The organism is Bergeriella denitrificans NBRC 102155, assembly GCF_001592185.1.
In the GTDB taxonomy this organism is placed as follows: domain Bacteria; phylum Pseudomonadota; class Gammaproteobacteria; order Burkholderiales; family Neisseriaceae; genus Neisseria; species Neisseria denitrificans.
In genome coordinates this window covers 1-23,881 of sequence record NZ_BCWL01000002.1, presented here as the reverse complement: position 1 = coordinate 23,881, position 23,881 = coordinate 1, and the positions used below count along the sequence as shown (strand labels likewise).

At 55.4% G+C, this 23,881-nt stretch carries 20 protein-coding genes; 13 read left to right on the top strand and 7 right to left on the bottom strand.

The annotated features are described in order from the left end of the window. Positions 1-14: 14 nt before the first annotated feature. Together BDE01S_RS00500 and dnaB are read right to left on the bottom strand one after the other, a co-directional pair. Positions 15-680 (bottom strand): GspH/FimT family pseudopilin, encoded by a 666-nt coding sequence (locus BDE01S_RS00500; protein ID WP_066075771.1) that lies wholly within the window; start codon positions 678-680, stop codon positions 15-17. Between the two features lie 60 nt (positions 681-740). Further along, positions 741-2,147: a replicative DNA helicase gene (gene dnaB, locus BDE01S_RS00495; RefSeq protein ID WP_066075768.1), complete on the bottom strand. Its 1,407-nt coding sequence runs from the start codon at positions 2,145-2,147 to the stop codon at positions 741-743. Positions 2,148-2,337: 190 nt separating this feature from the next. Between dnaB and BDE01S_RS00490 the strand changes: the two genes are divergently transcribed. Further along, the gene (locus BDE01S_RS00490) at positions 2,338-2,919 is read left to right on the top strand and encodes a superoxide dismutase (RefSeq protein ID WP_066075765.1); all 582 of its coding nucleotides are present in this window, start codon (positions 2,338-2,340) and stop codon (positions 2,917-2,919) included. A 106-nt stretch (positions 2,920-3,025) separates the two neighbouring features. Here BDE01S_RS00490 and BDE01S_RS00485 read toward each other — a convergent pair whose 3' ends face one another. Both BDE01S_RS00485 and BDE01S_RS00480 read right to left on the bottom strand, forming a co-directional pair. After that, the gene (locus BDE01S_RS00485) at positions 3,026-4,369 is read right to left on the bottom strand and encodes an aldehyde dehydrogenase family protein (RefSeq protein WP_066075762.1); all 1,344 of its coding nucleotides are present in this window, start codon (positions 4,367-4,369) and stop codon (positions 3,026-3,028) included. An 87-nt stretch (positions 4,370-4,456) separates the two neighbouring features. After that, positions 4,457-5,116, bottom strand: coding sequence for a MarC family protein (locus BDE01S_RS00480; protein WP_066075759.1), 660 nt, complete (start codon positions 5,114-5,116; stop codon positions 4,457-4,459). 231 nt (positions 5,117-5,347) lie between these two features. Here BDE01S_RS00480 and gatC point away from each other — a divergent pair, with 231 nt between their 5' ends. The 8 genes from gatC (at position 5,348) to hemA (ending at position 13,536) form a co-directional block, all read left to right on the top strand. Next, the gene (gene gatC, locus BDE01S_RS00475; RefSeq protein ID WP_066075756.1) at positions 5,348-5,638 is read left to right on the top strand and encodes an Asp-tRNA(Asn)/Glu-tRNA(Gln) amidotransferase subunit GatC; all 291 of its coding nucleotides are present in this window, start codon (positions 5,348-5,350) and stop codon (positions 5,636-5,638) included. Between the two features lie 187 nt (positions 5,639-5,825). After that, on the top strand, positions 5,826-7,274 hold the full coding sequence (gene gatA / locus BDE01S_RS00470) for an Asp-tRNA(Asn)/Glu-tRNA(Gln) amidotransferase subunit GatA (RefSeq protein WP_066075753.1): 1,449 nt from the start codon (positions 5,826-5,828) through the stop codon (positions 7,272-7,274). Positions 7,275-7,391: 117 nt separating this feature from the next. Next, entirely contained in the window at positions 7,392-7,916 is a 525-nt protein-coding gene (locus BDE01S_RS00465) for a transposase (protein WP_066075750.1), read from the top strand. A gap of 107 nt (positions 7,917-8,023) precedes the next feature. After that, entirely contained in the window at positions 8,024-9,454 is a 1,431-nt protein-coding gene (gatB, locus tag BDE01S_RS00460; RefSeq protein WP_066075749.1) for an Asp-tRNA(Asn)/Glu-tRNA(Gln) amidotransferase subunit GatB, read from the top strand. Further along, positions 9,454-9,597, top strand: a complete 144-nt coding sequence (locus tag BDE01S_RS11195; RefSeq protein ID WP_156472587.1) for a hypothetical protein — start codon at positions 9,454-9,456, stop codon at positions 9,595-9,597. Before gatB ends, BDE01S_RS11195 begins: the two co-directional genes overlap by 1 nt. A gap of 63 nt (positions 9,598-9,660) precedes the next feature. Beyond that, the gene (locus BDE01S_RS00455) at positions 9,661-10,680 is read left to right on the top strand and encodes a 2Fe-2S iron-sulfur cluster-binding protein (protein ID WP_066075748.1); all 1,020 of its coding nucleotides are present in this window, start codon (positions 9,661-9,663) and stop codon (positions 10,678-10,680) included. Positions 10,681-11,222: 542 nt separating this feature from the next. Then, a complete protein-coding gene (gene rpoH / locus BDE01S_RS00450) occupies positions 11,223-12,086 on the top strand; it encodes an RNA polymerase sigma factor RpoH (protein WP_066075746.1) in 864 nt (287 codons plus the stop codon). 199 nt (positions 12,087-12,285) lie between these two features. Further along, on the top strand, positions 12,286-13,536 hold the full coding sequence (hemA, locus tag BDE01S_RS00445; protein WP_066075743.1) for a glutamyl-tRNA reductase: 1,251 nt from the start codon (positions 12,286-12,288) through the stop codon (positions 13,534-13,536). A gap of 68 nt (positions 13,537-13,604) precedes the next feature. Here hemA and ettA read toward each other — a convergent pair whose 3' ends face one another. Beyond that, positions 13,605-15,278 (bottom strand): energy-dependent translational throttle protein EttA, encoded by a 1,674-nt coding sequence (ettA, locus tag BDE01S_RS00440; RefSeq protein WP_066075740.1) that lies wholly within the window; start codon positions 15,276-15,278, stop codon positions 13,605-13,607. Between ettA and BDE01S_RS11190 the strand changes: the two genes are divergently transcribed. Next, positions 15,270-15,461: a hypothetical protein gene (locus BDE01S_RS11190; RefSeq protein WP_147283894.1), complete on the top strand. Its 192-nt coding sequence runs from the start codon at positions 15,270-15,272 to the stop codon at positions 15,459-15,461. The genes ettA and BDE01S_RS11190 overlap by 9 nt on opposite strands. Before the next feature lie 99 nt (positions 15,462-15,560). Next, complete coding sequence (gene ppc / locus BDE01S_RS00435) at positions 15,561-18,263, top strand: phosphoenolpyruvate carboxylase (protein ID WP_066075737.1); 2,703 nt, start codon at positions 15,561-15,563, stop codon at positions 18,261-18,263. Positions 18,264-18,336: 73 nt separating this feature from the next. Here ppc and BDE01S_RS00430 read toward each other — a convergent pair whose 3' ends face one another. Together BDE01S_RS00430 and BDE01S_RS00425 are read right to left on the bottom strand one after the other, a co-directional pair. Continuing rightward, positions 18,337-18,783: a hypothetical protein gene (locus BDE01S_RS00430; protein ID WP_066075734.1), complete on the bottom strand. Its 447-nt coding sequence runs from the start codon at positions 18,781-18,783 to the stop codon at positions 18,337-18,339. Positions 18,784-19,000: 217 nt separating this feature from the next. Further along, complete coding sequence (locus BDE01S_RS00425; RefSeq protein WP_066075731.1) at positions 19,001-21,256, bottom strand: nitric-oxide reductase large subunit; 2,256 nt, start codon at positions 21,254-21,256, stop codon at positions 19,001-19,003. Positions 21,257-21,667: 411 nt separating this feature from the next. Between BDE01S_RS00425 and nirK the strand changes: the two genes are divergently transcribed. Next, entirely contained in the window at positions 21,668-22,819 is a 1,152-nt protein-coding gene (gene nirK / locus BDE01S_RS00420; RefSeq protein ID WP_066075728.1) for a copper-containing nitrite reductase, read from the top strand. A 175-nt stretch (positions 22,820-22,994) separates the two neighbouring features. Beyond that, positions 22,995-23,753, top strand: coding sequence for a formylglycine-generating enzyme family protein (locus BDE01S_RS00415; protein ID WP_066075724.1), 759 nt, complete (start codon positions 22,995-22,997; stop codon positions 23,751-23,753). Positions 23,754-23,881 lie beyond the last annotated feature (128 nt).

Genomic DNA, 23,881 nt, shown 5'->3' with positions numbered 1-23,881 from the left:
GCCCTCGTTCTTTATCAATCGGGATGGCGGCAGATGGCACGCTCATCGTTTTTCGCACACACTTCCGCACGCCCGCCCGCGTCTATCACCACCACCGCCGAGCGCGCCGCCGCATCGCTGCCGTCGGCGCGGGCATCCGAGACAATCACGCGCAAACGCCCTGCGGCGGCCATACGCGCCTGAGCGCCCATGCGGCTGCCGTAGCCGAATGCGCCGTCGGGGTAATACGCCCACACCAAATCATCGGTATCGGCGCAGCTGCCGCCCGCGCTGCAGCTTTGGTAGCGGTAGGTATTTTTCGGCGCTTCGCCCTGCGTGAGATTGGCGTTTAAAATCACCGTGCGCAGGGAAAGGTCGCGGGTATCGTCGTCATACAGACGGTTTTGGTTGGCATCGGCAAAAGCCGTCAGCCCCTGCGCTCTGTTTTCGGCGCGGCAATGGCCTTGCGCCCGCCCGTCCACGCGGATTTGCGCCGGGCAGACATACACCGTTAAATTGAGCCGCGCCGCTTCGCCCCGCGCATACTGCAGCAGGTTCGCCAGCTGCTGCGCCTGATTGGCCGCACGCGCCTTCGCCCGCCAGCCGCCCAGATTGGGCAGGGCAATGGCGGCAGCCACGGCAGACAACACCAGCACCAGCAGCATTTCGATAAAGGTAAAACCTTTGCTATCGGGCATCATTTTCAGACGGCCTTATCATGGTGGTTGAACACGAAATCAGCCCCTTGCCGCACAATCCGCTTAATCTTCCATCAGGGCGGATTCGGGAATATAGGCCGCGTTGTCGAATTTGGTAAACTGCCCCATCCAGGTCAAGAACACTTTGCCGGTCGGGCCGTTACGGTGTTTGCCGATGATACATTCGGCCAAACCTTTTACGGGCGATTCGGGGTTGTAGTATTCGTCGCGGTACATAAACATAATCAGGTCGGCATCCTGCTCGATGGCGCCCGATTCGCGCAAGTCCGACATCATCGGCCGCTTGTCGGTACGCTGCTCTACGGTACGGCTCAGCTGCGACAGCGCAATCACGGGCACTTGCAGCTCCTTAGCCAAAGCCTTGAGCGAGCGGGAAATTTCGCCCAATTCGGACGCGCGGTTGTCGCTGCGCCCCGAGCCGGCCATCAGCTGCAGATAGTCGATGACAATCAGCCCCAGCTTGCCGTTATACTGCCGCGCCAGGCGGCGGGCGCGGGCGCGCAGCTCCAGCGCGGTCAGGCCGGGGGTTTCGTCGATATACATCGGCGCGTCAGAGAGCTTGACCACGGCGTCGTTCAGCCGCCCCCAATGCTCGTCTTCCAGACGGCCGGTTTTCAAAACATGCTGGTCGAGCCGGCCGACCGAGCCGAGCATACGCATCACCAGCTGCGCACCGCCCATCTCCATGGAAAACACCGCCACCGGCAGCTTGCCTTCTACCGCCACATATTCGGCGATATTAATGGAAAACGCGGTTTTACCCATAGACGGCCGCCCGGCCACGATAATCAAATCGCCCGGCTGCAGGCCCGATGTTTTCTTGTCCAAATCGATAAAGCCGGTCGGAATGCCTGTGACTTCATCGGGATTGTCGCGCGAGTACAGCATATCGATACGCGCCACCACTTCTTCCAAAAGCGCGGGCATTTCCAAAAAGCCCTGCTTGGATTTAGCGGTACTCTCGGCGATTTGGAACACTTTGTTTTCCGCTTCGTCCAAAAGCTGCCCCGCGTCGCGGCCTTGCGGATTGTAGGCGCTGCGGGCGATTTCCGTACCCACTTCGGCCAGCTGGCGCATGATGGAACGCTCGCGCACAATCTCGGCATAGCGGCGGATATTGGCGGCAGAAGGCGTGTTTTGCGCCAATGAAATCAGATAATCGAAGCCGCCCGCCGCTTCCAGCTCTTCATTGCGTTCCAGCGCTTCCTGCACCGTAATCACATCGGCCGGGCGGTGCTCGTTGATTAACTTGGCTATTGCGCGGAAAATCAGGCGGTGCTCGTGGCGGTAAAAATCCTCGCCGCCGAGCACATCGACGATGCGGTCAAACGCCGAATTCTCCAGCAGCAGGCCGCCCAATACCGACTGCTCCGCCTCCATCGAGTGCGGCGGCAGCGACAACGCACCGACCTCGCGGTCTTCAGACGGCATATCCGGATAATCATTCATGGCACATCTCGCAATCAGGCACACATTAAGAATGCACTATTATAGCGCAGCATAAGTTTTATTGGTTTTTTAAACTCAGCGCAGGTAAAATGGCATCTCTGCCGCCACATAAGCGGCAGCAGCAGGCCGTCTGAAAAAGCCGCACGCCTGCGCCGACAATGACGACACACAACCCATAAGGAGTGCTGAAATGGAACACCAACTGCCACAACTGCCGTATGCCCTGGACGCTCTGGAGCCGCATCTTTCCAAAGAAACTTTGGAATACCACTACGGCAAACACCACCAAACCTACATCACCAATCTGAACAACCAAATCAAAGGCACCGAGTTTGAAAACCTGTCTTTGGAAGAAATCGTGAAAAAATCTTCAGGCGGCGTATTCAACAACGCAGCGCAAACCTGGAACCACACCTTCTACTGGCTGGGCTTCACACCTAAAGGCCAAGGCAAACCTGCCGGCGACTTGGCTGCCGCCATCGATGCCAAATGGGGCAGCTTCGAAGCCTTCCAAGAAGCCTTCAACGCCTGCGCGGCCGGCACTTTCGGCTCAGGCTGGGCATGGTTGGTAAAAACCCCTGCGGGCGAATTGGATCTGGTTTCCACTTCCAACGCCGCTACCCCGCTGACTACTGACAACACCCCGCTGCTGACTTGCGACGTATGGGAACACGCCTACTACATCGACTACCGCAACAGCCGCCCGAACTACCTGAAAGGTTTCTGGGAAATCGTGAACTGGGACGAAGTAGCCAAACGCTTTGCCGCTTAATCCCCGCGATTGAACATTGAAAAAAGCCGTCTGAAAATACTGTTTTTCAGACGGCTTTTTTGCCGCAAGACTTGTCAGATAAAGCCGAAACAGGCGCAACAGCCCGCTATTTCTGCCAATACGTTTTCACATTCACAAACTCATACAGCCCGAATTCCGACAGCTCGCGCCCGTAGCCCGACGCTTTCACGCCGCCGAACGGCAGGCGCAAATCGCTGCTGGTATGGCGGTTGATAAACACCGCGCCCGCTTCGATGCGCTCCGCATACCGCCAAGCCTGCTCGGTATCCGCCGAATAAATGCACGCGCCCAATCCGAACGGCGAATCATTGGCCAGAGCCACCGCTTCCGCCGCATCGCGCGCACGCAAAATCAGTGCTACGGGGCCGAACACTTCCTCGCGGTACACACGGCAGGCCGGATTGACTTTGTCCAACACCGTTGCGGGATAAAACCAGCCCGCGCCTTCAGGAATATATCCGCCACACAAGATTTCCGCCCCCTGCTCGCGCGCGTCCTCCACCTGCGCGTGCACCTGTCGGCGCAAATCTTCGCGGTGCAGCGGCGCCAGCGTGGTGTCGGGCGATTTCGGGTCACCGCTTTTCAATTTGGCACATTCGTCCAAAAACAGTTCGATAAACGGCTCTGCCACCACTTCAGTCACAATAATGCGCTTGGCGGCGTTGCACGACTGCCCGGCATCGCGAAAACGCGAATAGCAGGCATCTTTGGCCGCCTGCGCCAAATCGGCATCGGGCATCACGATAAACGCATTGCTGCCGCCCAGCTCCAAAACGGTTTTCTTCACATGCGCCCCGGCATGGGCGGCCAACAGGCGGCCGGTGTACGTCGAGCCGGTAAACGCCAGCGCGTCGGTATGCTCGATGGCGCGTAAAGTTTCTTCATGCGCCAGCCAGGCGGGCATCATCGGCAAATCGCCGCCAATCAAATCAAACAGCGCCGCCGTGACCCTGGCCACGCTGGGCGCGGGTTTAACCACGCAGGCGTTGCCCGCGCACAAAGCCGGTACGGCAAAACGCAATACCTGCCACACCGGATAGTTCCACGGCATCACCGCCAACACCACACCCAAAGGCTCGAAGCGCACCTGGCTCAGGCTGGCTTGGGTGGCGATGGTTTTGTGCGCCAGCAGCTCGGGCGACAGGCGGACGTAATAGCGGATTAATTCCACCGATTTATTCAGTTCGGCGCGGCATTCGTGCAGGCAGCGGCCGACTTCTTCGCACACCATCTGCGCCAACACGTCTTTTTCCGCCTCCAGCCGGTCGGCAAAACGCGCCAGCAACGCCGCACGTCCGGTCACGCCCAGCGCCGCAAACTGCCGCTGCCGCGCCCGCAGCTGCGCCAAATCCGCCGCAAACTGCGGCCAGGTTTGCGCTTCGCGGCGGTAAAGCTCGCGGCCGTCGGCGGCATTCAGGCTGTGGAACATGCTTACTCCTTTTCAAAATATAATGGCCGTCTGAAAACGCTCTTCAGTGAACAGTTTTTCAGACGGCCCAATGGCGGCTCTGCGCCTTTAAGCGGCCAGCTGCGGGAAAATCGCTTTCAAACCGGCCACGATAATCTCCACCGATACCGCCGCCAGCATCATACCCATCACGCGGTTGAGAATGGTCAGCCCCGTATCGCCCAGCCATTTGCTGATTTTCGCCGAAGCCAGCAGGGTCAGGCAGCAGATGATGCTAATCAGGAAACCGGCTGCGATGATGGACACAAGGTCCCAATACGTTTTGGCTGCCGATGCGTAAATAATCACCGTCGAAATCCCGCCCGGACCAATCATCATCGGAATGGCAATCGGTACCACAGCCACAGCCATGCCGTTGTTTTTCGGCGCCGATACCGTAATGGCATTTTCCTCGCTCGTGCCCAAATCGGGCTTGGCCGGATTATCGTTGCCGCTCATCATCGAAATCGCAATCAGCAGCACCAAAATCCCGCCGCCGACCTGGAACGAGCCCACGCTAATGCCCAAAAGCTTCAGCAGAAAGCCGCCCGACACGGCAAACACAGCAATCACGATAAACACCGTCAAAGCGGCAATCTGCGCCACCCTACGCCGCTCGCGCGAGCTGTAATTGCGCGTCATATCCAAATAAATCGACAAGGCGCTGAAAGGATTAATCAGCACCATAAACGCCAGCATCAGCGTAGTAATTCCAACACCGAGTTCCATTTCCGTTCCCCGCATACCCTGCCGACAGTATGCCCGCAACCTTTCCCGTTACCCAAGAGAGCCGCGCGGCAGCCCGCAGCCCTTCCTTTTTCAGACGGCACGCACGGCGGCGCAACGCCCAAAATCACCATGCCGGCGCATGAGTTTTCAGTTATAATTCTTCGTTTCATAGAAGATGAACGCAATCATACCCCACAGCGGGGCAGATTGGCTATCAGACAAGGATTTTTTATGGCTTTAAGCTTACACGATGTGGAAAAAATCGCCCGCCTTTCCCGCCTGCGCCTGAGCGATGATGAAAAAACGCAAACCCTGCAAGAATTAAACGATATTTTCACGCTGGTTGAGAAAATGCAAACCGTCGACACCGACGGCATCGAGCCGATGGCGCACCCGCACGAAGCCGCCCTGCGCCTGCGCGAAGACAAAGTCACCGAAACCGACCGCGCCGCCGAATACCAAGCCGTCGCTCCCGAAGTACGCAACCGCCTGTATATCGTACCGCAAGTGATTGAAGAATAATTTTTCAGACGGCCTGAAACGTAGGATATCCGGCAAACCGTAGATTGGGTTGTCAAACCGATGCACTCTATCCATTCCAATCATGTATGGGTTGACAGCCCTATGTATTGCCCGTTCCCCAGGCCGTCTGAAAATAGCAGATGAAATAAAACACATACCAAGCCGCAATGCCGTCTGAAAGATAATTATGACCACCTATACCTTGAAACAAGCCTCCGAGCTGTTGCAATCCAAAAAAATCTCCGCCGTAGAACTGGCCACCGAATACCTCAACGCCATCGATACGAAAAATCCCGCCATCAACGGCTACATCACCCTAGACAAAAACCTGACAATGGCCGAAGCCCGCGCCGCCGACGCGCGCATCGCCGCAGGCAACGCCGGCGCACTGACCGGCGTACCCGTCGCCTACAAAGACATCTTCTGCCAAACCGGCTGGAAGAGCGCCTGTTCCAGCAAAATGCTCGACAACTTCGTCTCCCCCTACACCGCCACCGTCGTGCAAAACCTGCTCGACGCAGGCATGGTCACACTCGGCCGCACCAATATGGACGAATTCGCCATGGGTTCGACCAACGAAACCTCATTTTACGGCGCCACCAAAAACCCGTGGAACCTTGAAAACGTACCCGGCGGCTCCTCAGGCGGCTCCGCAGCCGTCGTCGCCGCACGTCTCGCACCCACCGCACTCGGATCCGACACCGGCGGCTCCATCCGCCAGCCCGCCTCACATTGCGGCATCACCGGCATCAAACCCACCTACGGCACCGTATCCCGCTTCGGCATGGTCGCCTACGCCTCCAGCTTCGACCAAGCCGGCCCGATGGCGCAAACCGCCGAAGACTGCGCGATTTTGCTCAACGCCATGGCCGGTTTCGACGAGCGCGACTCCACCAGCATCGAGCGCGAAAAAGAAGACTACACCCGCGATTTGAACCAAACACTCAAAGGCCTCAAAATCGGCCTGCCCAAAGAATACTTCGGCGAGAACAACAGCACCGACGTTCAGACGGCCCTGCAGCAAGTCATTGACCTGTTGAAAGCACAAGGCGCAGAAATGGTAGAAGTCACCCTGCCGCAAACCGAGCTCTCCATTCCCGCCTACTACGTCCTGACCTCCGCCGAAGCCAGCACCAACCTCTCCCGCTACGACGGCGTGCGCTACGGCCACCGCGCCGCACAGTTCGGCGACTTAGAAGAAATGTACAGCAACACCCGCGCCGAAGGCTTCGGCAGCGAAGTCAAACGCCGCATCATGATCGGCACTTACGTATTGAGCCACGGCTACTACGACGCCTACTACCTCAAAGCCCAAAAACTGCGCCGCCTCGTCGCCAACGATTTTCAGACGGCCTTAAAAGACTGCGACCTGATTTTAGGCCCTGCCGCCCCCACCGCCGCACCCAAGCTCAACAGCCTGAACGAAGATCCCGTGCAAGCCTACCTGTCGGATATCTACACCGTATCCGTCAACCTCGCCGGCCTGCCCGCCGTCAGCCTGCCCGCCGGCTTCTCTTCAGACGGCCTGCCCATCGGCGTGCAATTAATCGGCAACTATTTCAGCGAAGCCAAAATCTTGGGCGCAGCGCACCAAATCCAGCAAAACAGCGACTGGCATACAAAAGCACCTGCGTAACATTTCGCAACCGCTTGTAGGGGCGGGTTTCACACCCGCCCGCAACAGCTACCCGGCAGAAACGTTTCAATATTTTCAGACGGCCTAAACCCGTAGAAATAACGGATTCAGTCCTATATGATGGAAAACCAATATCCCAAACGGCGTATCATCCGTTTGCAAAATTATGACTATGCACAATCAGGTTATTACTTCGTGACCATTTGTGCGCACAACCGACATAATTTGTTTGGTCAGATTGAAAACGGCGAAATGAAGCCAAATCAAACCGGCAAAATGGTCATGGTGGTTTTATCCGAATTAAACGGGAAGTTTCCAGGCTGCTATATCGAAGACAGCGTATTGATGCCCAATCACCTTCACTTTATTTGGGTAAACGAAAGCGGTCATACTGATTTAACGGCGGCGGTAAAATGGTTCAAGGGAAAAAGCACTTCCCTGTTTTTAAAGGCAGCTAAGGCTGTGGGCGCTGACGGAACATTGTGGCAGAGAAGCTTTTATGACCACGTTATCCGCAATGAATCAACCCATGAAAGAATACGCGAATACATCCGCAATAATCCCTTGCAATGGGAGTTGGATAGGTTTTATCGGGCGACTACGGCTGAAAAAAACCGAACCACAGAAAATCCATGTTTCTGAATTTTAAGTATTGCGGGAGGGTATAAAACCCTCCCCTACAAAGTGACTAAGCATTCGCTCATTACTCGAATTTCATATCAAAATAACCAGTAAAGAAAGACCCTCCTATGACCTGGGAAACCGTAATCGGACTGGAAATCCACGTCCAATTAAACACTAAATCCAAAATTTTCAGCGGCGCGTCAACTGCGTTCGGCGCGGAGCCGAATGCGCATGCGAGCGTGGTGGAATGTGCGCTGCCGGGCGTGCTGCCGGTGATGAACCGCGAGGCAGTGGCCAAAGCCATTAAATTGGGCTTGGCACTGGATGCGAAAATCAATCAGAAAAACGTGTTCGACCGCAAAAACTATTTTTATCCCGACCTGCCGAAAGGCTATCAAATCAGCCAGTTGGATTTGCCGATTGTGGAACACGGCAAGCTGGAAATCGTGGTGGGCGATGAGGTGAAAACCATCAATGTCACCCGCGCGCATATGGAGGAAGATGCGGGCAAGTCGGTACACGAAGGTTTGAGCGGTGCGACGGGCATTGATTTGAACCGCGCGGGTACGCCGCTGCTGGAAGTGGTGTCCGAGCCGGAAATGCGTTCCGCCGCCGAGGCGGTGGCGTATGCCAAGGCGCTGCACGGTTTGGTGACTTGGCTGGATATTTGCGACGGCAATATGGCGGAAGGTTCGTTCCGCGTGGATGCCAACGTATCGGTGCGCCCGAAAGGACAGGCCGAGTTCGGCACGCGCCGCGAAATTAAAAACTTGAATTCGTTCCGTTTTTTGGAAGCGGCGATTAATTACGAAGTGGAAGCGCAAATCGAGATTTTGGAAGACGGTGGCAAGGTGCAGCAGGCGACCATGCTGTTCGACCCCGACAAGGGTGAAACCCGCGTGATGCGCCTGAAGGAAGACGCGCACGACTACCGCTATTTCCCTGATCCGGATTTGCTGCCGGTAATGATTTCAGACGGCCAGTTACAGAAAGCGCGCGAGGAAATGCCTGAGTTGCCGAAGGAAATGGCGGCGCGTTTCGTAGCGGAATTCGGCGTGAGCGAATACGATGCGCGTTTGCTGACTGCAAGCCGTAGCCAAGCCGCTTACTTTGAAGAAGCCGCCAAAGCAAGCGGCCAAGGCAAGCTGGCGGCCAACTGGATGAACGGCGAACTGGCGGCTACACTCAACAAAGAAGGTTTGGAGTTGGCGCAAAGCCCGATTACTGCGCCGCGCCTCGCGGCTTTGGTGGGCAAAATTTCAGACGGCACTTTGAGCAGCAAGCTGGCGAAAAAAGCCTTTGAAGCGATGTGGGCGGAGCCGGAAGCCTCCATCGAACAAATCATCGAGAAACACGGTTTGGTACAAATCACCGACACCGGCGCCATCGAAGCGATGGTAGACGAAGTGTTGGCAAACAATGCCAAAGCCGTCGAGCAGTTTAAAGCGGGCAACGAAAAAGCCCTCAATGCGATTGTCGGCCAAGTGATGAAGGCCAGCAAAGGCAAGGCCAATCCGGCGCAGGTGCAGGAATTGGTGAAAGCGAAGCTGGGCTGATGCCCGCTCTCCGGCTGCAGATGCTTGCTGCCGCCGGGCATTACAGGCCGTCTGAAAATGCCGTTGAAATCCCGAATTTCGACCCTGTATTTTCAGACGGCCTCTCTCTTAATCCGATGATAAACGATACCGCCTATACATAGTCGAAGTATCATTCAGTGTTCAATACCTATAATTTGAACAGGCTGCATAGCCGAATAATCCGTATGACTCATTCCGTTACCCTACCCGACCAATCCTCGTTTACCGTCTATGCACGGGAAACCGTGCTGGCCGCCGCGCTCCGCCAAAATCTGAACCTGCCGCATTCCTGCCAAAACGGTTTTTGCGGGCAATGCAAAGCCGTTTTGCTTGACGGCCAAGTCAGCCTGGCCGAGCATTCGGGGCGGGCCTTATCGGCGGAAGAAGCGGCGCAGGGCAAAATCCTGATGTGTTGCGCCACGCCGGGCAGTAATCTGCGCATCGACATTCCGGGCTATACCGGCGCCGGCAGCATCCCCGTCCGCACCTTGCCCGCTCGCGTCCAATCCATCGCATTCGCACACAATACCGCCCTGCTCACGCTCGCGCTGCCCAAATCGCCGCAGCTGATGTTTGAAGCCGGGCAATATGTGGATTTACTGCTGCCCGGCAACATCAGCCGCAGCTATTCGATTGCCAACGCGCCCGACGGGCAAGGATTGATTGAGCTGCATATCCGCAGGCGCGAAAACGGCGTGTGCGCCGATATGCTGTTCGGCAATGCGCCGGCCATTAAAGAAAAAAGCATCGTCCGCATCAAAGGGCCACTCGGCGCGCCTTATCCCTACTTTGATTGCGAGCAGCCCGTTATCCTGCTGGCCACCGGCACAGGATATGCGCCTATCCGTAGTATTCTGCTGGAACTGATCCGCCGAGATTTCCGCCATCCCGTCCATTTCTACTGGGGTGCCCGCCGCGCAGCCGATTTGTATGCACAAGCAGAAGCAGCCAAGCTGATACAACAGCTGGCACACGGCCGCTTTATGCCCATACTTTCCCAAGCGGATGACGATTGGCAAGGTGCACGCGGCTATGTGCAACACTTGGCCGCACAAGATATTGCCGATATGAGCGCTTATGCTGTTTATGCCTGCGGCGCAGAGCAGATGGTTTATGCCGCACAAGCCCTGTTCACCGGGCAATGCGGGCTGCCGCCTGAGGCCTTCCACGCCGATGCCTTCACCCCGTCCACGGCGCAGCCATAACAAACATTTTATTTACATCTTTTTATCAGGCAATCTGCATGAAATTGATTTGCGTCAAAACCGCGAAATCATTTTTATTTATAATGCCTATCTAATGCATCAGGGCAGATACCGCTTGCCTTGATGCACTTAGCGGTTATTACGCTTCATTTTTTGAAATGTTTTCATTACCTCTTTCCTCTTGATGTGTGTGTGTTTGGGTGTGGCAAATCAGCCACCCCCTTTTTTTCGCCATATTTCCGTGCTTTCACAGCCCTCGCTCTCCTGATACCACCCTCAAAATCCGCTCTCAAAATCCGGTTTCCCCCTACCGCACCACACAACCAAAACACACAAAACTTATTGAATCATAACCCGATTGCGATATTTACATTCACAGATGTCTGTAATATAATACCTAAAACCTGAGTAAACTACTCAAATATTCGGCCGTAGGCGCTGCGAAAAATAGCCGTATCCGCCAAGCAGTGATATACTCTGTCACCGGCCACACACTTCAGCTGCCACCATAAGGCAGCACCAATAAAAGGAAAATACCTTTGATGAATAACGCTTTTGCATTACCGGTCATTCACAGCGGCAACGGCAGCCTGGAGCAATACATCCATACTGTCAACAGCATTCCCATGCTGAGCGCCGAAGAAGAACACAGCTTGGCAGAGCGCCAGCTCAAAGGTGACTTGGAAGCCGCCAAAAAGCTGATTCTCTCCCACCTGCGCGTTGTCGTATCCATTGCCCGCGGCTACGACGGTTACGGCTTGAGCCAAGCCGACCTGATTCAGGAAGGCAATATCGGCCTGATGAAAGCCGTCAAACGCTTCGAGCCCTCGCGTGGCGCACGCCTGTTTTCCTTTGCCGTACACTGGATTAAAGCCGAAATTCACGAATTTATCCTGCGTAACTGGCGCTTGGTACGCGTTGCCACCACCAAGCCGCAGCGCAAACTGTTCTTCAATCTGCGCTCCATGCGTAAAAGCCTGAATGCCCTGTCACCGAAAGAAGCGCAGGACATCGCCGACGATTTGGGCGTTAAACTTTCCGAAGTTTTGGAAATGGAACAGCGCATGACCGGCCACGACATCGCCATCATGGCCGACAACAACGATGACGAAGACAGCTTCGCTCCCATCGACTGGCTGGCCGACAACGACTCCGAGCCGACCCAGCAGCTGGCCAAGCAAGCCCATTACGCGCTGCAAACCGAAGGTCTGCAAAATGCCCTGGCGCAGCTCGACGACCGCAGCCGCCGCATTGTCGAAAGCCGCTGGCTGCAAGACGATGGCGGACTGACCCTGCACGAATTGGCCGCAGAATACGGCGTATCCGCCGAGCGCATCCGCCAAATCGAAGCCAAAGCCATGCAGAAACTGCGCGGTTTCCTGGCCGAAGAAGCAGAAAACGCTTAAGCGGATTGTTGATACCATAAAAAGCCGTCTGAAAAATCGTATTTTTCAGACGGCTTTTTGACTATTTCTAGAAAATACGCTGAAAGACAGAATACACACTGATACCCACCCGCAACGCCCGCTGCCGCTTCCGAAACATTCATTTCAAAGCCGGTTTACGCTATAATACTGCCCTAAACACCATTATTCCCATCATCACATGCAACTTACAGCCGTCGGACTCAACCACCAAACCGCGCCTTTGAGCATACGCGAAAAGCTGGCTTTCACAGCCGCCGATTTGCCTGAAGCCGTACACCGTCTGGCCCACAGCCGCGCGGCCAAAGAAGCAGTCATTCTCTCTACCTGTAACCGTACCGAGCTTTACTGCGTCGGCGAAACCGAAGAAATCATCGCATGGCTGGCGCAATACCACGACCTGCCGCTCGAAGAAATCCGCCCCTACCTCTATACCCTCGACAGTAACGAAACCGTCCGCCACGCCTTCCGCGTTGCCTGCGGCTTGGATTCCATGGTATTGGGCGAGCCGCAGATTCTCGGCCAAATCAAAGACGCCGTCCGCATCGCGCAAGAGCAGGAAAGTATGGACAGCCACCTGAACGCCATGTTCCAAAAAACCTTTGCCGTGGCCAAAGAAGTCCGTACCGATACCGCAGTAGGCGAAAACTCCGTCTCCATGGCCTCCGCTTCCGTCAAAATGGCCGAGCAAATCTTTCCCGATATTGCCGACTTAAACGTATTGTTTATCGGTGCCGGCGAAATGATTGAGCTGGTTGCCACCTATTTTGCCGCCAAGCAGCCCAAACTGATTACCGTCGCCAACCGTACCCTGCCGCGCGCGCAAGAATTGTGCGATAAACTCAGCGTCCACGCCGAGCCTTGCCTGCTCGGCGCGCTGCCCGACATCCTGCACGAATACGACGTCATTGTTTCCTCCACCGCCAGCCAGCTGCCTTTAGTCGGCAAAGGCATGGTCGAACGCGCCCTGAAAAAACGCCAACACATGCCGGTGTTCCTTTTAGACCTGGCCGTCCCCCGCGACATCGAAGCCGAAGTCGCCGAACTGAACGACGCCTATCTCTACACCGTGGACGATATGATGGAAATCGTGCAAAGCGGCAAAGAAGCTCGCCAAAAAGCCGCTTCTGCTGCCGAAGCCATGGTAGAAGAAAAAGTCGCCGAATTCGTTAAATGGCAGAAAAGCCGCCAAAGCGTCCCCCTAATCCGCGCCCTGCGCGACGAAGGCGAACGCGCCCGCCGACAAGTACTCGAAAACGCCATGAAGCAGCTTTCCAAAGGCACCCCCGCCGAAGAAGTACTTGAGCGCCTTTCCATCCAATTAACCAATAAGCTGCTCCACTCCCCCACCAGTACTTTGAATAAAGCCGGAGCCGACGACAGCAACCTGATTGAAACCGTTGCCCAAATTTATCATTTGGATCAGCATTAAATCTCTTGAAATCTCTTGATAAAAAAAGCCGTCTGAAAATCATCGATTTTTCAGACGGCTTTTTTAGCTTAACGCGTGACCGGCTTGTATTTGATGCGTTTCGGTTTCGCGCCCTCTTCGCCTAAGCGGCGTTTTTTGTCGGCTTCGTATTCCTGATAGTTGCCGTCGAAGAACACCCATTTACTGTCGCCTTCCGCTGCCAGAATATGTGTGGCGATGCGGTCGAGGAACCAGCGGTCGTGCGAAATCACCATCACGCTGCCGGCAAATTCGAGCAAGGCGTCTTCCAACGCGCGCAGGGTTTCCACGTCGAGGTCGTTGGAAGGTTCGTCGAGCAGCAATACATTGCCGCCGGCGAGCAGGGTTTTCGCCAGGTGCAGGCGGCCGCGTTCGCCGCCGGAGAGGTTGCCTGCGATTTTGCTTTGATCGCTGCCTTTGAAATTGAAGCGGCCGAGATATTGGCGTGCGGGGATTTCAAACTGGCCGACTTGCAAGATGTCGCGGCCTTCGGCGATGTTGTCGAACACGGTTTTGTCGTTTTGCAGGCCGTCGCGGCTTTGGTCGATCAGGCTCATTTTCACGGTTTGGCCGATTTTCACTTCGCCGCTGTCGGGCTGCTCTTTGCCCGAAATCAGTTTGAACAGCGTGGATTTACCCGCGCCGTTCGGGCCGATGATGCCGACAATCGCGCCCGCCGGTACTTTGAAGCTCAAATCGTCAATCAGCACTTTGTCGCCGAAGGATTTGGACACATTGGTAAACTCAATCACTTCATTACCCAAACGCTCGGCCACGGGGATAAAGATTTCCTGCGTTTCGTTGCGTTTTTGGTATTCGTAGTTGCTCATTTCTTCAAAACGCGCCAAACGTGCTTTGGATTTGGCTTGGCGGCCTTTGGCGTTTTGGCGCACCCATTCCAATTCCTGCTTCATCGCTTTGATGCGTGCGGCTTCGGATTTGGCTTCGTTGGCCAAACGCTGCTCTTTTTGTTCCAGCCAAGACGAATAATTGCCTTTCCACGGGATGCCGTGGCCGCGGTCGAGCTCTAAAATCCACTCGGCGGCGTTGTCCAGAAAATAGCGGTCGTGCGTGACCGCCACCACGGTGCCGGGGAAGCGTACCAGGAATTGCTCCAGCCATTCGACACTTTCCGCGTCCAAGTGGTTGGTCGGCTCGTCGAGCAAGAGCATGTCCGGCTTGCTCAACAACAGTTTGCACAAGGCCACGCGGCGTTTTTCACCGCCCGACAACACGCCGATTTTGGTGTCCCAGTCGGGCAGGCGCAGCGCGTCGGCGGCGATTTCCAATTCGTGTTCCGCACCGCCGCCGGTGGACGAACCCGCTGCGATAATCGCTTCCAAACGGCCTTGTTCTTCCGCCAGCGCGTCGAAATCCGCGTCAGGATCGGAATAGGCGGCATACACTTCTTCCAAGCGTTTCTGCGCCGCCGCTACTTCGCCCAAACCGCTTTCCACTTCCTCGCGCACGGTTTTTTCAGGGTCAAGTTCAGGCTCTTGCGGCAGATAGCCGATTTTGATGCCGCCCATCGGCACGGCTTCGCCTTCAAATTCTTTATCCACGCCCGCCATAATGCGCAATACGGTGGATTTGCCCGCGCCGTTCAAGCCCAAAAGGCCGATTTTCGCACCGGGGAAAAAGGAAAGGGAAATGTCTTTGATGATGGTTTTCTGCGGCGGCACAACCTTGCTCACGCGCAGCATGGAATAAACGTATTGGGCCATGAAAATCTTTCGTGGGTGATGGATACAGATAGTTTGATTTTAACTGAAAAACACAAATCAGGCAGCTTGAAAAATATTGCCGCCATGCCGTCTGAAAAACGCGTTTTTCAGACGGCATGGCGGCGCGGCATCAATTTATTTCTTATGAAACAAATATCAGGCTTGTCGGTTTGGAAAGTTTGATTTATCCTGCCGTTAGCGGAATTTAATTTCATATCCTGTTGCGTGTCCGCGCGCCGGCGCTCCGGATCCGCAATCTGCCTGATTGAAGAGAGAGAAACCATGCAGCTCCATATCCTGAATAACCCCAAAGATGCCGCGCTGGCGGCCGATGCGGAATTTTTAAAACAATCCCTGTTCGACCTTTTGCATGAAGAAGCATCGCCGCTGGTGGTGGAAACCGTCAAACTGCTGTCGGCCTCCGACGACAGCGGCGCGGTGATTGAAAAAGTACTGCCCCAGCTCGACGAGCGCCAAACCCATGATTTAACGCTGGCTTGCGGCCTGCTGGCGCAAATTCTCAATATCGCCGAAGACGTACACCACGAGCGCCGCCGCCAAGTTCACGAAGATGCCGGACACGATGCCGCCGAAGGCAGCCTGGCCGATACCGTACGCAAGCTGCGTGCCGGCCAGGTGGACAGCAAAACCCTGCAGACGCAACTCGACGCCACCAATGTCACTGCCGTGTTGACCGCGCACCCGACCGAGGTACAGCGCCAGTCGGTATTGAGCTTCAACCGCCGCATCCGCGCCCTGCTGCCCAAGCGCGAACGCTGCACCAACGCGACGGCGCTGGCGGATTTGCGCCGCGAAATCGACACCATCCTGCTCGGCCTGTGGCAGACCAGCGAAACCCGCCACTACAAAATCACCGTCAACGATGAAATCAACAACGGCGTATCCATCTTCCCGATGAGCTTTTTTGAAGCTCTGCCCAAACTCTACCGCGGCATGGAGCGCGATCTTCAGACGGCCTATCCCGGCATCCGCGTGCCCGATATTCTGAAAATCGGCGGCTGGATCGGCGGCGACCGCGACGGCAACCCTTTCGTGACCGCCGAAACGCTGCGCCACGCCTTTACCCGCCACGCCGATGCCGTGTTCCGCCATTACCGCGCCGAGCTGGACAAGCTCTACCGCGAGCTGCCGCTTTCCACCCGCCGAGTCAGCGTCAATGATGATGTAACGGCGATGGCCGAGCAGTCGCCCGATAAAGAAATCGCCCGCGCCGAAGAGCCTTACCGCCGCGCCATCGCCTATATCATGGCACGCGTGATGGGCAAAGCGCGCGCGCTCGGCCTGGGCTTGGGCAGCAAATTCGGCTTCGGCGAACCTTACGCCCATGCCGCCGAGTTTCTCCGCGACCTGCACGCCCTGCAACGCTCGCTGCGCGACAACGGCAGCAGCCTCACCGCCGACAGCCGCATCGCCGACATTATCCGCACCGCTTCCGTATGCGGCTTTCACATGATGCCGCTGGATTTGCGCCAGCACGCGGAAAAACACGGCGATGTGGTAGCCGAGCTGTTCCAATCTGCCGGTTTAGAAGATTATTGGCAGCTCTCGGAAGACGAAAAACAGGCCGCCCTGCTGCGCGAACTGCACCACCAGCGCCCGCTCTACAGCCCGTTTGTCACCTACAGTGAACACGCCCGCCGCGAGTTAGCGATTTTCAACGAAGCGCGCAAAATCAAAGACGAATTCGGCGAAGAAGCCGTGACCCAGTGCATTATTTCCAACTGCGAAAAACCCAGCGATCTGCTGGCCGTCGCCCTACTGCTGAAAGAAAGCGGCCTCTTGAGCGTAACCGACGGCAAGCCGCAGAGCCGTATGAATATCGTGCCGCTGTTTGAAACCATCGAAGCGCTGGAAAACGCCTGCCCGGTGATGGACACCATGTTTGCGCTGGAATGGTACCGCGCGCTGCTCTCCAGCCGCGACAATATTCAGGAAATCATGCTCGGCTATTCCGACTCCAATAAAGACGGCGGCTACGTCGCCAGTTCGTGGTGTCTGTATCAGGCCGAATTGGGCTTGGTGGAGCTGTTTAAAAAATACGACGTGCGTATGCGCCTGTTCCACGGCCGCGGCGGCAGCGTCGGCCGCGGCGGCGGCCCGTCTTACCAAGCGATTTTGGCGCAGCCCGCAGGCAGCGTGGCCGGTCAAATCCGCATTACCGAGCAGGGCGAAGTCATCACCGCCAAATACGCCGACCCGAGCAATGCCCGCCGCAATCTGGAAACGCTGGTCGCCGCCACGCTGGAAGCCAGCCTGCTGCCCGACCGCAAAGACCCCGATTCCGAGATGATGCAGGCTTTGTCGGATATTTCGTTCCAATACTACCGCGAGCTGATTACGCATGAAGACTTCATCGACTACTTCCTGCAAACCAGCCCGATACGCGAAATCGCCACCCTCAACCTCGGCAGCCGTCCCGCCAGCCGCAAAACGCTGGCGCGGATTCAGGATTTGCGCGCCATTCCGTGGGTCTTCTCCTGGATGCAAAACCGCCTGATGCTGCCTGCTTGGTACGGCTTCGGCAGCGCGGTCGTGACTTTGTGTCAGCAAAACCCGGCCAATATGACGCTGATGCAGCAGCACGCGAAAAACAACCCGTTTTTCCAAGCCATGCTGTCGAATATGGAGCAGGTAATGGCGAAAACCGACATCACGCTGGCGGAAGATTATGCCGAATTGAGCGAATCGCCCGAAAAAGCCGCCGTGATTTTCGCCATGATTAAAGAAGAATACCTGAAGAGCCGCAAAGCCCTGCTGGATATTCTGCAAACCACCGAGCTTTTGAGCGACAACCGCAGCCTGGCCCGCTCGCTGGCGCTGCGTATTCCCTATCTGAACGCGCTCAACGGTCTGCAGGTCGCCATGCTCAAACGCCTGCGCCAAAACCCGGAAGACCCGCACGCCCTGCTGATGGTCCATCTCACCATCAACGGCGTGGCGCAAGGTCTGCGTAACACCGGCTAATCTGTGTAGGCATCAAAAAAGCCGTCTGAAAATCATCGATTTTTCAGACGGCTTTTTTCATGCAAACCAATCATCAATCACCGCAAGAGCGGGTGCGGATAATCCGGCGGTAGATGTCGCGGTAGCCGTTGACATCATTAATCACGCAGCGGCCTTTGGTGCAGCTGATGTCGAAATCGGTGCTGACTTGTTCATCGCCGTTTCGGAAAGTGGCGCGCACCAGATTACCTTTCATCGGCGTGATTTTCAGGTTTTTCACATCCGAATCGCCGTTGCCCAAGCCGATGGCGTAATGCTCGTACATTTCGCACGCCATTTCCGGGTCGGCTTTTTCGGCGGCCTTGTTGCCCAGGCGGATGATTTTTTGAAACGACGGCGACGCGTAGCGGGCATATTGCTCGGTTTGATACACTTTTTTCACCAAATCGATTTTGGCCTGCTCATCGGCGGCATGGGCGGGCGCGGCGGCCAGTAGCGCGGCGAGACAGGCTGCGGCTGCCTGCCCTAGTTTTGCTTTCATGATGTCCTCCTGTTTCCGGTAATAAAAGTCTGTCGTGACTAAAATGTCAGCGGATATGCCGATTATAGCGGAGCAGTCGTATGTTCAGCTATGGCCACATTCACAACCGGCCTATTTCTCTACTCCGCAGCCCTATTCTGCACTGCGGGCATCAAAAAAAGCCGTCTGAATTTTCAGACGGCTTTTTCGGTGTATTCAATCCGATAGACATTCAGCTTTATTTGCTGCGGCTGAATACGATTTTGGTTGCCTGCCATGCGACGCATACGGCACCGCCGATGAAGATTAAGTCGGCTGCGGTACGCACCCAGCGCAGGGTATCGAGGATTTCCATTTGCATGAATTCTTCGCTGCGGGCATACCACAAGCCTTCGGTAATCGAAGCGTAGGCTTGAATCACGCCGACCGGCAGCAGGCTGATGGCAATCATGCCGACCAAGCCGCCGTTGAGCAGCCAGAATGCCCAAGTCATCAGTTTGTCGTCAAACTCGACATCCGGTTTCAGGTAACGGGCCACCAGCAATACGAAGCCCAGTGCCAGGAAACCGTATACACCAAACAGAGCGGCGTGTGCGTGTACGGCGGTGGTGTTCAGACCTTGGATGTAGAACAGGGAAATCGGCGGGTTAATCAGGAAGCCGAATACGCCGGCACCGATCATGTTCCAGAATGCCACGGCCACGAAGCACATCAGCGGCCAGCGCAGACGTTTTGCCCAAGGCGACAGGTGTTGGTAAGACCAGTGTTCGTACGCTTCACGACCCAGCAATACCAAAGGCACGACTTCCAAGGCGGAGAAACATGCGCCGATGGCCATAGAAGCCGAAGTGGTACCGGTGAAGTACAGGTGGTGCAGCGTGCCCGGAATACCGCCCAGCATGAAGATGGCGGCAGCGGCCAGAGTAGAGGCGGTAGCGGTGCTGCGGCGCACGAAGCCCATGTTGTAGAAAATAAAGGCAAATGCGGCGGTGGCGAATACTTCGAAGAAGCCTTCTACCCACAGGTGTACCACCCACCAGCGCCAGTATTCCATCACGGCAATCGGAGATTTTTCGCCGTAGAACAAGCCCGGTGCGTAGAACACGCCCACACCGACCATAGAGGCAACGAAAATTGCCAACAGGTTTTTGTCGGTGCCTTTTTCTTTAAAGGCGGTCACGGTACAGCGCAGCATCAGGAACAGCCACAACAGCAGACCGACCATCAACAGCAGCTGCCAGAAACGGCCCAAGTCCAGATATTCGTAACCTTGGTGGCCGAACCAGAAGTTCAGCTCAGGCGGAATGATGTGGGTCAGCGCCAGGAAGTTACCGGCATAAGAGCCGCCAACCACAATAAACAGGGCGATATACAGGAAGTTTACGCCGGCGCGTTGGAATTTCGGATCTTTACCGCCGTTGACAATCGGTGCCAGGAACAAGCCCGCAGTCAGGAAGCCTGTGGCAATCCAGAAAATCGCAGATTGGATGTGCCAAGTACGGGTCAGGGCATACGGGAACAAGTCGGCCATTTCAAAGCCCAAAGCCTTGTCGATGCCGTAGAAACCTTGGCCTTCCACGGTGTAGTGCGCGGTCAGACCGCCCAGCAATACCTGTGCCACAAACAGCGCAACAGTCAGGAAAACATATTTACCCAAGGCTTTTTGCGAAGGGGTCAGCTGGATTTTGGACAGCGGATCTTCGGTCGGCACTTGCACTTCTTCGTGTTTGGTCAGGAAAGAGTAACCCCACATCAGCAGGCCGATGCCCATCAGCAGCAAGACCACGCTGGTGAACGACCACATATAGTTTTCGGTAGTCGGCACATTATTAATCAGCGGCTCGTGCGGCCAGTTGTTGGTATAGGTAAAGGTTTCGCCCGGACGGTTGGCAGAAGCAGACCATGCAGTCCAGAAGAAGAAGTTAAACAGCTTTTGACGCGCTTCCACGCTCGGCAATGTGTTGTTTTTCATTGCGAAGTGTTCGCGGGTTTGCTGGAAGGCCGGATCGTCGCCGTACACACCCATATAGTAAGGGGTAATGGCTTCGATGGCTTTCACGCGGGTATCGCTGATGACCACGCTGCCGTCTTCTTTCACACGGCTTTGCTCGCGGTATTCATCGGCCAGGCGGGTTTTCAACACAGCCTGCTCTTCCGCACCCAATTCGGCAAATTTCTTACCGTAAGTGTCTTGAGCGGTGATGTCCAACCAAGCCACCAGCTCGCGGTGCAGCCAGTCGGCAGTCCAGTCGGGCGCTTGGTAGGCACCGTGACCCAATACCGAGCCGACTTCCATACCGCCGGTGGTTTGCCAAGCCGATTGGCCGGCCAGAATGTCGTCTTTGGTCATCAGAACTTTGCCTGAAGCCGAAACGACTTGTTCGGGATAAGGAGGCGCTTTTTTATAAACCTCGCTACCCATATAGCCAAGAATGGTGAAACAAACTGTCAGCACTGCAAACAGTAAGTACCAGAGCTTCTTGTACTGTCCCATTTCAGGTACTCCTTTTTGGTATAAAGTGGTTGCTTATAGTCAGAGAAATTAATTCATTGAATATGAATGTTAAGGATTGTAGCACGCTTTTCGCCGCAAAGGAATGGTTTCGTTACTTTTATTTGCATATTTACGCTTTTACATTCAAAATCATTCTTATTTAGCCTGATGACACCGTCAATCTTTGCAAAACACCGACAAACCCATTCGCAGAATTTTCAGAAAATCTAGTTATAAATAACTAATTTCTGCTAGTTACTAGGTATTAATTTGGTAAATAAAGGTTCATATTTTGTGAATTAATTGATTTAGGTCAATATATTTTGCGCGAGACCTCTACATAATTACGCAAAACTACACATTAACCCGTTTTTCTCAAAACCACATTTCTTCCACAAAAGGAATATAACTATGAAACGCCAAGCCTTAGCTGCAATCATTGCTTCCATGTTCGCTTTAGCTGCCTGCGGCGGCGACAAACCTGCCGAACAAGCCGCTGCACCTGCGGCTGCCGCAGAAGCTTCCGCTCCGGCCGCCCAAGCTGCCGACGTGCCTTCAAGCGAGCTGCCCGTTATCGATGCCGTCATGACCCACGCACCGGAAGTACCGCCGGCCATCGACCGCGACACACCGGCCAAAGTCCGCGTGAAAATGACCACCGTAGAAAAAACCATGAAAATGGCTGACGGCGTGGATTACCACTACTGGACATTCGACGGCGACGTACCGGGCCAAATGATCCGCGTACGCGAAGGCGACACCGTAGAAGTGGAATTCTCTAACGACCCGTCTTCTACCGTACCGCACAACGTTGACTTCCACGCAGCTACCGGCCCCGGCGGCGGCGCAGAAGCCACCTTTACCGCACCCGGCCGCACTTCTACTTTCAGCTTCAAAGCCCTGCAATCCGGCCTGTATATCTACCACTGCGCCGTGGCTCCTGTCGGCATGCACATCGCCAACGGTATGTACGGTCTGATTTTGGTTGAGCCTAAAGAAGGTCTGCCGAAAGTAGATAAAGAGTTCTACATCGTACAAGGCGACTTCTACACCAAAGGCAAATACGGCGCACAAGGCCTGCAAGCCTTCGACATGGACAAAGCCATCGCCGAGCAGCCTGAATACGTTGTATTCAACGGCCACGTAGGTTCGATTGCCGGTGAAAACGCCCTGAAAGCCAACGTAGGCGACACCGTGCGTATGTACGTCGGTAACGGCGGCCCGAACCTGGTGTCTTCATTCCACGTTATCGGCGAAATCTTCGACAAAGTATATGTAGAAGGCGGTAAACTGATTAACGAAAACGTACAAAGCACCGTGATTCCTGCCGGCGGCGCAGCCATCGTCGAATTCAAAATCGATACCCCGGGAAGCTACACCCTGGTTGACCACTCTATCTTCCGCGCATTCAACAAAGGCGCACTGGGTCAACTGAAAGTAGAAGGCGAAGCCAACCCTGAAATCATGACGCCGAAACTGAGCGACACTGCTTACCAACCTGCAGGCTCTGCCGCACCGGCTCCGGCCACAGCATCAGCCGCATCGGCAGCCAACGCTTACTAATTCATTACGGATAGTGAACCGCAAAGCCACTGTTATCCCGGCTGCGCCAAAGATAACGGTGGCTTTTTTCCCAAAGCCCGCAACCGCAGGCCGGTTTTTCAGACGGCTTGGCCGCTTCAGGCCGTCTGAAAAACCGGTTTCCAAAACACAACAACGATCCGATAAAGAGCACATCATGAACACCCTGCGCAAAATCCTCATTCTCGGCGGCCTGCTCGCCTGCAGCAGCGCCATAGCTGCAGACATGGCCAAAGTGGACGGCGGCAGCTACCGCCCCCTGTATCTGAAAAAAGATACCCCCATGATTAACGTCAAGCCCTACCAAATCGACAAATACCCCGTGACCAACGCCGAATTTGCCGAATTTATCCGCAAACACCCGCAATGGAAAAAAGGCAAAGTCAGCTCCAAACAGGCCGAGCCCTCCTATCTCGAGCACTGGGTACAAAACGGCAGCAATAACTTCACGCCCAAACCCGCCGAGCTGAAACACCCCGTGACCAACGTTTCCTGGTTTGCCGCCAACGCCTACTGCACAGCGCAAGGCAAGCGCCTGCCCACCATCGACGAATGGGAATTTGCCGCCCAAGCATCCAACACCCAAATCAACGGCACCGCCGAGCCCGGCTTCAACCGCACCATTCTCGACTGGTATGCCGACGGCGGCCGCAGCGGCCTGCGCAACATCGGCCAAAGCAAGCCCAACTACTGGGGCATCTACGATATGCACGGCATGATTTGGGAGTGGACCGAAGACTTCAACAGCAGCCAGCTCAACTCCAGCAACTCCGACAGCCAGATGTTCTGCAGCGGCGCATCCGTAGGCGCGAGCGACCCGACCAACTACGCTGCCTTCATGCGCTTCGGCATCCGCACCAGCCTGCAAGCCAAATACGCATTGAAAAACTTAGGCTTCCGCTGCGCAGCGAAATAACTTTTTTTGGCGTTTTATGACCAAAGCAGCTTAGGCGGTACCGCAAGGTATCGCCGCTTTTTTTCCGCTTCACCACACCGCCCGCAAAAAGGCCGTCTGAAAACCGCACACAGCATTTCCGTGTCGGA